The organism is Streptomyces sp. NPDC050508, from assembly GCF_040655155.1.
Lineage (GTDB): Bacteria > Actinomycetota > Actinomycetes > Streptomycetales > Streptomycetaceae > Streptomyces.
This window is the reverse complement of sequence record NZ_JBFAJJ010000002.1, coordinates 16,089-28,934: the sequence shown is the minus strand read 5'-3', so window position 1 is coordinate 28,934 and position 12,846 is coordinate 16,089. Positions and strand designations below refer to the sequence as shown.

General features: G+C 70.8%; 11 protein-coding genes. 6 read left to right on the top strand and 5 right to left on the bottom strand.

Annotation, left to right across the window (positions count from 1 at the left end; genetic code table 11):
• Window positions 1-37 precede the first annotated feature (37 nt).
• From AB0I69_RS05240 to AB0I69_RS05215, 6 genes are all read left to right on the top strand, one after another.
• Window positions 38-214: a daptide-type RiPP gene (locus tag AB0I69_RS05240; RefSeq protein ID WP_158002849.1), complete on the top strand. Its 177-nt coding sequence runs from the start codon at window positions 38-40 to the stop codon at window positions 212-214.
• Between the two features lie 113 nt (window positions 215-327).
• The gene (locus AB0I69_RS05235; RefSeq protein ID WP_363094207.1) at window positions 328-1,056 is read left to right on the top strand and encodes an ATP-binding cassette domain-containing protein; all 729 of its coding nucleotides are present in this window, start codon (window positions 328-330) and stop codon (window positions 1,054-1,056) included.
• The gene (locus tag AB0I69_RS05230) at window positions 1,049-1,789 is read left to right on the top strand and encodes an ABC transporter permease (RefSeq protein WP_363094206.1); all 741 of its coding nucleotides are present in this window, start codon (window positions 1,049-1,051) and stop codon (window positions 1,787-1,789) included. The genes AB0I69_RS05235 and AB0I69_RS05230 overlap by 8 nt, the downstream gene beginning before the upstream one ends.
• Window positions 1,786-3,441 carry a daptide biosynthesis intramembrane metalloprotease gene (gene mpaP / locus AB0I69_RS05225; protein WP_363094205.1) on the top strand — a complete coding sequence of 552 codons (1,656 nt, stop codon included), beginning with the start codon at window positions 1,786-1,788 and terminating at the stop codon, window positions 3,439-3,441. Before AB0I69_RS05230 ends, mpaP begins: the two co-directional genes overlap by 4 nt.
• Window positions 3,442-3,486: 45 nt before the next feature.
• Window positions 3,487-6,282: a class III lanthionine synthetase LanKC gene (gene lanKC / locus AB0I69_RS05220; protein ID WP_363094204.1), complete on the top strand. Its 2,796-nt coding sequence runs from the start codon at window positions 3,487-3,489 to the stop codon at window positions 6,280-6,282.
• Window positions 6,279-7,364 carry a glycosyltransferase gene (locus AB0I69_RS05215; RefSeq protein ID WP_363094202.1) on the top strand — a complete coding sequence of 362 codons (1,086 nt, stop codon included), beginning with the start codon at window positions 6,279-6,281 and terminating at the stop codon, window positions 7,362-7,364. Before lanKC ends, AB0I69_RS05215 begins: the two co-directional genes overlap by 4 nt.
• Here the strand turns inward: AB0I69_RS05215 and AB0I69_RS05210 are convergent.
• From AB0I69_RS05210 to AB0I69_RS05190, 5 genes are all read right to left on the bottom strand, one after another.
• Window positions 7,335-8,120, bottom strand: coding sequence for a hypothetical protein (locus tag AB0I69_RS05210; RefSeq protein WP_363094201.1), 786 nt, complete (start codon window positions 8,118-8,120; stop codon window positions 7,335-7,337). The genes AB0I69_RS05215 and AB0I69_RS05210 overlap by 30 nt on opposite strands.
• Window positions 8,121-8,170: 50 nt before the next feature.
• Window positions 8,171-8,764: a GPP34 family phosphoprotein gene (locus tag AB0I69_RS05205; protein WP_363094200.1), complete on the bottom strand. Its 594-nt coding sequence runs from the start codon at window positions 8,762-8,764 to the stop codon at window positions 8,171-8,173.
• A gap of 845 nt (window positions 8,765-9,609) precedes the next feature.
• Window positions 9,610-10,506 (bottom strand): aminoglycoside phosphotransferase family protein, encoded by an 897-nt coding sequence (locus tag AB0I69_RS05200; RefSeq protein ID WP_363094199.1) that lies wholly within the window; start codon window positions 10,504-10,506, stop codon window positions 9,610-9,612.
• 191 nt (window positions 10,507-10,697) lie between these two features.
• Window positions 10,698-11,522 (bottom strand): enoyl-CoA hydratase/isomerase family protein, encoded by an 825-nt coding sequence (locus tag AB0I69_RS05195; protein WP_363094198.1) that lies wholly within the window; start codon window positions 11,520-11,522, stop codon window positions 10,698-10,700.
• Window positions 11,519-12,766, bottom strand: coding sequence for a cytochrome P450 (locus AB0I69_RS05190; protein WP_363094197.1), 1,248 nt, complete (start codon window positions 12,764-12,766; stop codon window positions 11,519-11,521). Before AB0I69_RS05190 ends, AB0I69_RS05195 begins: the two co-directional genes overlap by 4 nt.
• Between the last annotated feature and the right edge of the window lie 80 nt (window positions 12,767-12,846).

Sequence of the window (12,846 nt, the reverse complement as noted above, 5' to 3'; positions counted from 1 at the left end):
CGGAGAGAGCCAGGACATCGGGAAGGAGGTGAAAGAAATGAAGGAGAACACGAACCCCGCTCTGGAACTGGCCATGCAGGAGCTGTCCATGGAGGAGCTGGAGGGCATGGAGGCGCCTGACTGGTGGGACAGCTTCCTCGCCAGCGCCGCCATCTCGGCCGGCGTCAGCGCCGCCTACAGCACCATCGCCGTCACCTCGGTCATCGCGACCTGACGGTGCGGTGCCTGACGGACAGTGCCCTGTTCCGGACGCCGGCCATTGGCGTCCGGAACAGGGCCGCACCGACGAATATACGTGCGGCCCGAAGCCGCAGGGGAGGACGTGGCGTGACCGACGCCATCGACATCACAGGACTCACGAAACGCTACGGCGAGCTGACCGCCGTCGAGGACGTGTCGTTCACCGTCCGTTCGGGCCGGGTGGTGGGCCTCCTCGGGCGCAACGGGGCCGGAAAGACGACGACTCTGCGGATGCTGCTGGGGCTCGCGTGCCCGACGGCGGGCAGCGCCACGATCTTCGGCCATCCGTACGCACAACTGCCCGGAGCGGCGCACCGGGTGGGCGTCAGCATCGACGGCATCGGCCCCTCCGCCGCCGCCTCCGGCCGCGCCGACCTGCGGATCTGGGCCCAGACCTGCGGCCTGCCCCGCACACGGGTGGACGACGTCCTCGAACAGGTGGGACTCGCCTCCGACGCCCACCGCAGACTCCGCGACTACTCACAGGGCATGCGGCAGCGGCACGCCCTGGCCACCGCGCTGCTCGCGGACCCCGAACTGCTCATCCTCGACGAACCCGCCAACGGCCTCGACCCCGACGGCATCCGCTGGCTCCGCGAACTCCTGCGCTCCCTCGCGGACGAGGGCCGCACCGTGCTGGTCTCCAGCCACATCCTGGCGGAGGTCGAGCAGATGGCCGACGACATCGTCATCCTCCAGAAGACCCTGCGCTACAGCGGCACCGCCGCCGAACTCACGAGGAACGGCGAACTCAGCCTGGAGAGCCGCTTCTTCGACCTGGCCGACCCCACCGTGAAGGAGGACGTTCGTGCGTGACCTGATCGGAGCCGAGTGGCGCAAGATCTGGACCGGGCGCGCCTGGTGGGCGGTCGCCGCGGCCGCCGTCCTGATGTGTGTGATGGCCGACGCCGGGTTCGTCCAGCAGGATGCGGACAAGAACCCCGGCGGCGGCAGCACCGCGGAGATCACCTCCACGCTGGTGCAGGGCTGGTTCATGATCGAACTCGCCGCCGCCGTCGTCGCGTTGCTCGCGGTGACCCGGGAGTTCGGGAACGGCGCCATCAGCCGGTCGGTGCTGCTGAGCGGCGGGCGGGCGCGGCTGCTCACGGCCAAGCTGCTCGCCGTCGTCGGCAGCGGCGCGGTGTTCGCCCTCGCGGCCGGGGTGCTGGCCGCCGTCAGCCCGTGGCTGTTCCTCACCGGGCACGACCGGCAGCCGGAGTGGACGGCGACCACGACGTGGACGCTGCTCGGGGTGATGCTGACCATCGTGGTCGGCGCCGTGTGGGGGGCGCTGCTCGGGCTGTTGATCCGGCAGCAGGTCGCCTCGATCCTCGTCCTGCTGGTCAGCACCTGGCTGGTCGGCGAGGGCCTGCTGCGGCTCGCCCCGGCGATCGGCAGGCTCACCATCGACGAAGCCATGGCGTCCGTGTACCGGGGCGGCAACGAGAACCTGCTGCCGATCCCGTGGGCCCTGCTGGTGCTCGCGGTGTGGATCGGCGCGGGCACGGCCGCCGCCCGGACCCTGTTCCTGCGCCGGGACCTTCCGTGAGAACGGCCCTGAAGCGGCGCCAGGAGGAGAAGCCCCCGGCACCGCTGCCCGAGCGTCCCCGCCTGGCGCCGGACGCCCGGGTCCACGAGCCGATCGAGGACGGCGCCCCCTGGCTCGTCCAGTCCGGCGCGCAGCGCTACCTGCGGGTGGCCGCCGGGATGGCGAGCCTCCTGCGGCTGGCCGACGGCACCCGTGACGCCGAGGACATGGCGAAGGAGCTGGGCTGGTCGGTCGAGCTGGTCGGCGAGGGGCTGCTGCGCGCTCAGCGCACGGGGCTTCTCGAAGACGCGGCCGACAAACCGCGCCGGGAGCGCCGGATCACGTTCGTCCCGCCGCTCACCGTCCAGTTCACCGTGGTCCGCCCGGAACGCATGCTGAACGTGTTCCGCCCGCTCACCGCCCGCCTCGCACACCGGGGTTGGGCGATCGTGGCCGCGACCCTCGCCGGGGCGGGGCTGCTGTCGCTCGTCGCCCAGGCGCAGACGACGATCGCCGCCCTGTCCGAGCCGATCTCCCTGCCGGCGCTGCTCGCGCTGCTCGTCGTCACCTACTGCGGCACCATGCTCCACGAGCTGTCGCACGGCCTGGTCCTGAGCCACTACGGCGGCCGGCCCAGCCGTATGGGCTTCATGCTCTTCTACCTGACACCCGCGTTCTTCTGCGACGTCTCCGACGGCTGGCGGCTGCCGAGGAACCGGCAGCGCGTACGGGTCGCGCTCGCCGGGATCGCCACCCAGACGGTCATCGCCGGTCTCGCGGGCGTCGGTTCGGTGGTCGTGGCGGTGGCGGGGGGAAACCCCGCTGTGCGTGATTTCCTGCTGCTCCTCACGGTCACCAACTACGTCTCCGGCCTCTTCAACACCATCCCGTTCGTCAAGCTCGACGGCTACCTGGCGCTGATGAGCCACCTCGACATCTCCCACCTGCGGGACCGGTCCATCACGGACGCCCGCCGCCTCGTCGCCCGGCTGCTGTTCGGCGGGCGGTACGAGCGGGAGCTGCCCGGCGTCGAGTGGGCGCCCTTGTTCGGGCTGGCCTGCATGCTGTTCCCGCTGTATGTCGTCAGCATGGCCTTCACGCTGTGGGGGTCGGTTCTGGAGAGCGCGGGGATGGTGGGTGCGGTCCTCGTCTCCGTCGCGCTCGGGTATCTGTCGCTGCGCGTGTACGTCGGCGCCCGCAGGCTGCTTGCGGAGGCGCGGACGGCGGGGGCGGTCGGGTGGCGACGGGTGACCGTCTCCGTAGCGGCGGTCGGGCTGGTTGCGGCGGCGCTGCTGGGGATCTCCGTGCCGTACACCGTGACCGGCGGGTTCGTGGAGGAGCGGGGGCGGACGGTCCTGGTGGCGACCGGGACGACCGACCGGGACGCCATTGAGCCCGGCGCCGAGGTGAAGTTGCTGAGCGGCGGGGTTGTTCTCCAGAAGCAGCTCGGCACGGCCGAGGTCGCGTCCGGCGACTTCGTGGACCTGTCGGTGCCGTTCTCCGCGTTCGTCCCCGTGACCGGGCTCGACTCGCTGAAGGTGCCGGTCGCCGGGGTCGTCCTCGACGGTGGGCGGCTCGCGCCGGGGACAACTGGCCAGGCTGTGGTGGACGCGGGTGAGCGGAGCCTCGGCGACTGGCTGTACCTGAAGTACGTGGCGCCGTTCTGGCGCTGACGCCGACCCCTTAACTCCCGTACTCCCGAAAGCGGTTGACCTGTCATGGATGCGTATCGGCGTGTGATGTTCCTGGCGCCCGGCACCCCCTTCTTCGACCGGACCGAGGCCGACACCTCCGACCCGGACGACGACTTCCTCGCTTCCGCGGCGCCCGCCGACTGGTCCTGCAACACCGGCACCGACTGGACGATGCTCACCCCGCACGGCTGTCAACTGCCCGCGCAGGGCTGGAAAGTCCACGTGTCGGCGACGTCGGAGAACGCGCGGAGCGTCCTCGCCCGGTCCTGGGAGTGGCTGGTCGAGCAGCGCATGGCGTTCAAGTTCATCCGCAGCAGGCAGGTGCTGTTGCGCCGCAACGGCAAGTACGGGGACCGGGGGGCCAGCGGTAAGTTCATCACCGTCTATCCCGAGGACGAGACGCGCCTGGCTCTCGTTCTGGATGAACTGGGCGGGATCCTCGACGGCGAGCGCGGGCCCTACATCCTCAGCGACCTGCGGTGGCGTTCCGGTCCGCTCTACGTGCGGTACGGCGGGTTCGTCGCGCGCATGATGAAGACGGCGAACGGGGAGAGCGTTCCCTGTATCGAGGACCCGGAGGGTCGGCCGGTACCGGACGTGCGCGGGCCTTCCTTCAGGCCCCCGGAGTGGGTGACGATTCCCGACTGCCTGACGGAGGCGCTGGAGGCGCGCAACGCGGGGACGCTGCACGACTTCCCCTACCGCGCCGAGCGTGCCCTGCACTTCTCCAACGGTGGGGGCGTGTACCGGGGGACCGACACGCGTACCGGTGCGCCCGTCCTGCTGCGGGAGGCGCGACCGCTCGCCGGCATCGACACGCAGGGCGAGGACGCCGTCGCCCGGCTCCGGCGCGAGCGGGACTGCCTGGAGCGGCTCGCCGGACTTCCCTGGGTACCTCGCCTGATCGAGGCTCGTGTGGGGCACGAACACCACTTCCTCGTCCGGGAGTTCGTGGAGGGGGAGACGCTCGCGGTGCGGACGACTCGGGACAACCCGGCGTCTCCGGAGGTCGATGTGGAGCGGACGGCGGCGTACACGCGGTGGGCTGTCGACGTCCTCGACCAGATCGACCAGGGCGTGCGGGCCATGCACGAACGGGGTGTGGTCTTCGGCGACCTCCATCCCGGCAACGTCATGGTCCGCCCTGACGACTCCGTCGCGTTCATCGACCTGGAGACGGCGTCGACGGACTTCACGGCCCGCCAGATCCACGCGGCGCCGGGATTTGCCGCGCCCCCGACGTACCGGGGCACGGCGATCGACCGGTACGCACTGGGGTGCCTCCGGATCGCCCTGTTCACACCGCTGACCAGTCTGTTGGCGTGGGGTCCCGAGAAGCTGGACCAGCTGATCGAGCTGATCGAGTCGCGGTATCCGGTGCCGGGGGACTTCGGGGAGAAGGTGCGCGCGGATCTGGGCGCGGGTGTGGTGGGCGCGGTGTCCGAGGGGGAGACCGCGAGGGGCGGCGGGGATCTGGGGACGGGTGTGGTGGGCGCGGTGTCCGAGGGGGGCGGCGCGAAGGCCCGCGTCGACCTCGGCGCCGGCGCGCAGGACCCGGCACCCGGCGAGAGGCCCACGGCCCCGGCCGGCACCGGCAGGCTCGCCACGGCCGTCGGCACCGGCGCTCTCGCGTCAGCAGTCGACACCGACGCCCTCGCCACGGCCCCGGCCGGCACCGGCACACCCGCCACGGCGGGCGGCACCGGCACGCTCGCCACGGCCCCGGTCGCCACCGGCACACTCGCCACGGCCGTCGGCACCGGCACGCTCGCGTCAGCCGTCGACACCGGCACACCCGCCATGGCCGTCGGCGCCGGCATCCTCTCCACCGCCACCCCCACCCGCCAGGAACGCCTCTACCCCGGCGACACCGCCCAGTTCATCCTCCGGGAGGGCGGCACCTGCCTCGCATACGGAGCTGCCGGAGTCCTCTGGACCCTCGCCGAGACGGGGACGGAGATTCCCGCCGAGCACGTCGATTGGCTGGCGGAGTCCGCGCGCCGGACCACCGACCCGTCCCCCGGCCTCTACACCGGCACGTCCGGTGTCGCCTGCGTCCTCCACCACCTCGGCCGCACCGACACCGCGGCGGCCCTCCTGAAGGAGGCTTCCGCGGCGGAACCCGCGAACGACACCCTCCTCGACGGCCGTGCCGGACTCGCCCTCGCCCACCTGTACTTCGCGCGCGCCACCGGCGACGACAACGCTTTCAAGCAGGCCACCCTCCTCGCGGAACATCTCGTCGAGAGCGCGGCGACCCGTCCGCCCCGGCGAGGCGAGGCCGGTCTGCTGCGCGGCAGGGCCGGCACCGCGCTGCTCCTGCTGCGCCTGCACGCCCACACCCCCGACGCCGGCCTCCTCGACGCCGCCCACGACCTCCTGGACGCCGATCTGCGCGCCCTCGGCTGGACGGACGACGGCTGGACGGCGGGCTCCGCCGGCACGCGGCCCACGTTCGCGGCGGGCAGCGGCGGCACCGCCACGGTCCTACGGGAGTACCTCGGCCGGCGCCCCGAGCCGCAGTACGAGTCGGCCTGCGAGACCGTCCTGCGGTCGGCCCTGGACTGCGTCCCTCACACTGTGGGCCTCTTCCATGGCTTCGCGGGCGTCCTCCTGACGGCCACCCGGCTGGCCGGACCGGCGCAGGCCGCCGCCGTCGAGCGCTACGCCGCCACGGCCCGCCTGTACGAGGTTCCCCACGAGGGTGCTCCCGCGTACCTGGGCCTGGAGAACGTCCGCCTGACGACGGACCTGGCGACGGGGGCGGCGGGCGTGCTGCTGGCGCGAGACGCTGCTGCGGACCGGCTGGCGTTCCTGTGAACGACGTTGTGGCGCCGCTGTTTTCGGTGATCTGCCCGACCTACAACCGATCGGCGAAGATCACCGAAACCATCGACTCCGTCCGCGCCCAGACCCTCCAGGGCTGGGAACTGCTCGTCCTCTCCGACGGCTCCGACGACGACACCGACGACTGGGTACTGCGTGCCGCGCACCAGGACCCCCGCGTCCGACTCCACCGCGTCGAGCGCAGCGGCCACCCCAGCGGCCCCCGCAACGCCGGACTCGCCCTGGCCCGAGGTGAGTTCATCGCCTACCTCGACCACGACGACCTCTGGCGCCCCGGCCACCTCAAGGCCCTGCTCGGCATGTTGCGGGCGGGCGCGGACTTCGCGGTGACGGGCTGCACCTACCACGACGCGGACGGCGCGGAAGCCGCCGAGTTCGCCCCGCTGTCTGCCTTCTGGCACCCCCAACTCCAGTTGCTGGGGCCGATGTTCGAGCCGTCGAGGGCGGCACACCGGCGCGCTGTCGTGGAGCGGGTCGGGGGCTGGCGCGGCGGTGCGGGCCTGGAGGACTGGGACCTGTGGCTGCGGGTGGCCGACGCGGGGTACACGTTCCGGACCGTCGTCGAACCGACCGCGGCCCTCCTGATGGACGTCGGCACCCGTAGGAACCGGATGCCGCGCCCCCACCGTCTGCCCCTGGTCGTGCTCGACGACGCGCGAACCGCCCACGGGCTGCTGTGTGAACTCCGGTCCGGCCGGCACGACGAGTCGTTCCGCGCGGCCGTGTCGGCGGACATGAGGGACTGGTACCGGCGGATGGACGACTCCGGCGCGCTGGTCCGCCCCCTCGACTGGGACGGGGACCTCGACGACGAGATCCGGCGCGTGGTCTCCGGCGACGTGAAGCTCTTCGAGGAACTCGTGCTGGTCCCGGACCGGGGCCGGTACGCCCTCGCCCGCAACCTCCTCTGCTCCCGCACCGAACACGCCCACCGGGCCGCTCGGTTGGTGCCCTCGGTCCAGCCGCGTGTGCTGCGGCTGGTGAGGGACCTGGCCGAGGACGGGCCCGGCGGGCGAGCTGCGAGTTCAGATCAGGCCCAACTCCTTCGCCCTTAGGGCCGCTTGAAAGCGGGTGGTGGCCTGGAGGCGTCTCAGCAGCTCCGCGACCCGCCCCCGGTAGGTGCGGACGGAGATGCCGAGTTCACGCGCGCCGACCTCGTCCTTGTCGGCGCGCGACATGGCTTGGAGCACTTTCAGATGCGTGCCGTCCAGCAGGACGGGATCGAGCAGCGTCGAGGCGTCCAGCGCCTTCGACCAGCAGAGGTCGAAGAACGACAGCAGGACCTCGGCCCGCGCCCCCTGCTCCACGAGCGCCCCACCCGGTGCGGTGTCCCGCTCCGTCTGGATGAGGGCGGTCTCCCGGTCGGCGATCAGCACCCGTTGGAACTCGCCGTCGAGGAGGCGGACCTGTGCGCCGTGCCGGATCAGCTCGGCGAAGAGCGCGGACGTCGCCTCGTTCTCCAGGGCCCGTCTCTGGAGCAGGACCTTCATCGCCACCCCGCGCCGCAGGCAGGTCAGGCCTACGCGGCGCGCGGTGAGAATTCCCTCCGGTGTCAGGGTCCGTTCCGGCTGCATCGTCAGGACTTCGCGCCGGGCCTGGGACGTGAGGTCCACGGCCCAGTCGCACATGCTCCGGTCGTCTTCCCGGGGCTGTCCGGTGGGATGCCGCAGGAGGGACTGGCGGATCAACGAATAGCCGAACGACAGGATTTCCTGCTGTTCCGCATGCAGTTTCCTGAGCCGCTGGTCCAGCAGTCGTCCGACGCTTTCGATGTCCTCGCCGGTTTCCGGTTGTTCCGAATGTTCTGGCAAAAGCGTTTGGTGCACGGAGACACTCAAGACTGTTTCCCCCCGTGAATGTCCTAAAAAGCGGACGCAGCGATGACCGCGGTGAGAGCGGCGACTGTGGTGCGGATGGTGTCCCCCAGTGCCGCGGCCTGGCCCTGTCCTTCGGTGATCGCGGTCAGTCGATCATCGAGAGCGGGACCCTGCGGCAGGACGGCCTTCAGGCCCGAGTGGTGGAGGACGGTGAGCAGCGCGGCCGTGCGCTCGTCGGGGTCCTGGCCCTCGGCGAGGACGGAGGTCAGCCGTCCGCGCAGCGCTGCCGGCTCCGAGGGGTCTGTGACCGGGTGTTTCACCGATCCGAACACGCCGAGCACCCGCCGCCCCTCCTCCCGTACGAGCCCCTTCTCCAGGAGCCCCTGGTACGCCGCGTCGAGCGCCGCCTCCCGCACTGCCAGCAGCCACTCCCGAGGCGTCTCCTCGGGGTGGTTCCGCTTGTGCTCGTCCATGGCCGCAGCCGCAGGGCTCACCGGTGTTCCGGGAAGCTCCAGCTCCAGCAGGGCGGCGGCCGAAGTCGCCAGGGACACCCGCAGCGGCGCCTCGCGCAGCTCGCCGGTCTTTTCGTCCAGCGCGAGCAGCACGATCTGCTCGCCGATGGTCAGATTCGTGGTCATAGAATCCCCCGTTGCTTTTTCACATAGAGGTAAACGAAAGGAGTCAGAGGGAGTTCCCGATGGCGGAGGTAGGCATTCCGCCTTCCCTCCGCGGTGCCGTTCACGCCCCTGGACACAGGTGGCGGCGGGGCCGGAGAAGCCCTCTCGGGTGAAACCCTCGGGCGGTGCGGCGAAGGTCTGCGCGGCGCTGGTCTGCGCGGCGGAAGCCTGCGGGGCACCCGGGGCGAACGCGACAGGGAGCATCTCGCCCACCGCCGCCATCCATATCGGCCTGTATTGGTCTGTGCATTTCAATCCCCCTGCTTCATGACGCCAGGGCAGGATCACTGCGGCGTCATCGAGCGGGGAACTGGTCTTCCCTGACCGGTGAGTTTCACGACCCGACCGGCCACCCCACCGGCACGGAAGCCTGGTCTAGGGCTGCCTGTGGGTGCTCGGCGGGGCGCTCGCGCGCCAAGTTACGCGCGTAGCAGAGCCATGGTCAACGCACGCCGGCGTGACAAGGATCATGACCAACGGACCCTCAAGCACCTTGCGCCACACGTTCCCGATGACCACTCAGGGTGTCCCACGCGCAAGCTCATCCTGAGGCCGCCGGGACAGGTGCCTCTCGCGGAACGCCGGCGGCAGGATCAGGGAACAGCGGGATCTCTCCTCCTGACCTTCCGGACAGCGGCGATCGCCGGGGAGCATGTCTGACGAGCTTCCCGGCGACCGCCGTGACCTGGGGCTTTTGCTTTTGTCGCCTGCGGGTGGGCATGGACCATGAGGAAGCTGCCCATAGCAGCCGTGGACCTCGATACGGACCTCACTCAAGATCGAGAACGGGTTCGAAGAAGCGTGCGTCAAACGCCCTTCAGAACACGGTCGAGTGCCGCCCGGCCCACAGGTCCCCAGTTCGGCTTGCCGCCGGGAAGGCCGCGGTCTCCGTTCTGCCCCATGAGCATCAGGAAGAGGCTCTTCATGGCGGCAAGTCCGCGGGCGCGCCGGATCGTCGCGTCGTCCGCATGCGCGTACTTGTCGAAGAACCGTGAGGCCGTGCCCGCGGGCAGCAGCACCCAGGCGGCGGCGAGGTCCCACGCCGGATCGCCGGCGAACATGTCACCGAAGTCGACGATGCCCGAGAGCGTGCCGTCCGAGACGACGACGTTCGCGGGATGGAGGTCGCCGTGCACCCACACCGGCGGGCCCTCCCACTCGGGGGCCGCAACCGCGTCGTCCCAGACGGCCCGGACGTCGGCAGTGATGTCGTCGAGGGCAACGGCCTGGAAGAAGTGCTCGAAGCCGTCCGTGCAGTTCCTGGGATGGGCACCGCGATCCGTAGCGATCGGCGCGTCGGTGGGCGCCTCCACATGGAGCGCCCGGAGGAAACCCGCCAGCGTGTCGGCCGCGTGGGCGCCGCGGCTGATCGAGCCGTGGTCCAGCGGTTCGCCGGGAACCCACGTCATCACGGTCCAGTGCTTGGGGAAGCGCTCGGACGGTTCGCCGAACCGCACCGGGGTCGGCACCGGCAGCGGCAGGCGCGGGGCCAGCACGGGTAGCCACCGTCGCTCCTTGAGCTGGAGTTCCGGGGTGGGGTCCATGCGCTGCATGCGTACGGCCAACTCGTCCCCGAGGCGCCACATTTGGTTGCCCCAGCCGCCCGCCACCTCGCGGATGCCCAGCCCTGCAAGGTCTGGATGTTGCTCCGCCAGCAGGTCGCGGACCAGGTCTGCGGTGATCTCGATCTCGACGTCGGTCATGCGAAGTCACAGTACTGAGGCGGCAGGCGGAGTGGCTCTCGCCTCCGGAACATCCGCGCCGACTCCGCCGACGGCACCCGTGCCTTCCTCGGCCGGCTCTCCCGCCGGGGGCCGGTGACTGTCGTATTCCGTTGGAATGACCGTCACCGACACCCTCCATCAGGCCGTTCTGAGTCTCCCCGCCGTGCCGGTCAGCGGGGTTGGGCGAGTTGGGCGGCTAGGAGGTGGGAGTCGAGCAGGGTGGCATCGGTTGTGCGGGCGGCTTTCGTGTAGCCGGCGAGCATGTGTTTGGTCAGGACCAGTGCCTGTGGGGAACGCCGGGCGAGGGGTCTGGTCCAAGCGGTGATGGTGGCGTCCAACTGGTCGAGGGGCGCGAACTTGTGGAGGAGCCCGAGGCGGTGGGCCGTAGGGGCGTCGAACTCGTCGCAGGTGAGCATGAGTTCGCGGATCCGGGCGGCACCGGCCTCCGTGATCAGACGTCCCATGGCGCCGCCCCAGGCGGGGGCGAGTCCGAGGCCGATCTCCGGCATGCGGAAGCGGCAGGTGTCCGCCCCCGCGCGCAGATCGCAGTGGACGGCGAGCGCGAGGCCGGCTCCGATGACCTTGCCGTGGAGCCGGGCGATGGTGACGGCGTGGGTGTTCTCCAGTGCCTGGCACAGGCGGTGGGCCTTGTCCGCGATGCGCCGCAGCGCGGTCCCGGTCGGATCGCCGGCCAGAGCGTCCTGGTACTCCCGGCGGTCCGCTCCCAGACAGAAGTCCTTGCCCAGGGAGGAGAGCACCAGGATCTGGATGTCCGGCTGTTCGTGGAGGCCGTCGAGGACGGCGATGAGCGCGTCCAGGACGGCGGAGTTCAGGACGTCGTCGTCCTGAGCTGAGGGATTGAGCTGTACGTGGAGGACGGACCCGGTCCGGGTGAGGCCCACGGCGGCGGCAGCGGGAGGTGCGGTCTCCGCAGGGTCCACTGCCTCCCAGACGGGGGTGGGCGCCGCAGCACTGGGGGTTATTGGCGGGTTCATGTCAGTGAAACGTCCAGGTTGAGGAGTCGCCTGAACGCCACCCGAGGTGCCTGCACGGGGCGGCGGACCAGGGTGAGTCTCGGCAGGCGGGCGATCATGCGGCTGAGCAGGGTCTGCGCCTCCAGCCGGGCCAGAGGGGCGCCCAGGCAGTAGTGGATGCCTCCACTGAAGGCCAGGTGGGTCGGCTTGCGCTGGGGGGAAAAGGAGTCCGGGCCGGTGAACCGGGCGGGGTCGCGGTGGGCGGCGCCCACCATGAGGTGGGCCATCTCCCCGGCCCGGACCTCGGTGCCCTCCAGGAGGCAGTCCTGGGAGGCGACCCGGCTGATGACATGGGTGGGAGGGTCGTAGCGAAGAGTCTCTTCGACGAACTCGGGTACCAGGTCCGGGTGTTCGGCGAGCAGACTCCAGCGGTCGGGGTCCTCGACCAGCAGGAGAGTCATCGTCGACAGCAGTGTCGAGGTCGTCTCCAGGGCGGCCAGCAGAACGAACAGGGCGAGGAAGTAGACGGCCTCGTCGGCCTTGTCCCGGTCCGGTTCGAGCTCGTCCCAGGTGCGGATCCACCGGGAGACGGGATCGTCCCCGGGGTGTCCGCGCCGGTCGCGGATCAACTCCAGGAAGTAGGCGCGCAGTTCCACCATGGCGGCGTCGGAACGGGCCAGTTGGCTGGCGTTCGGGAGCAGCTCCTGGGTGAAGACCTGGTCGTGGGTCAGTTCACGCAGCCGGGGCCAGTCCGCGCTGGGCAGCCCGAGCCAGTCGCCGATGGTGGCGACCGGGAGTTCCTCGCTCACCAGGGCCGAGAAGTCGGCCTCTCCCGCGTGCAGGCGCTCGTGCAGAGTGTCGAGCAGCCGGTCGACGACCTGGCTCACCCGGCGGCCGATCTGTTCGATGGTGGAGCGGTCGAAGGAACCGGCCGACCGGCGCACCCTGGTGTGCTCCGGAGGGTTGAGCGCCGGCATGGTCCGGCTGATCTCCCGTGCGGAGGGGGCGCTCCAGCGGGTGCGGGCGCCTTGTCGTGCCCGCCAGTCGGTGTCCGGTTCGAGCCACACGCCGTTGCGCAGTACCTGATCGCAGGTGCCGTAGCTGGTCACGAGGTGACCGCCCCAGGGCGCGGGGCTGACTGCGCCGCGCGCCCTGAGTTCTGCGTAGATGGGGAAGGGATCGGCCTGTCCGTCGGCCGTCCGAAGACGGGAGAACAGGGAGATGGTGGCCCGACGGTCCGTGGACGGAGTCGTGACGCTTCCCACGATGGTGGCTCCTCTCTGCCAGCCGCCATCCGTACCCGTGGGGTGCTTGAACCATCCAATAACACAGTGCTTTCGTAGGG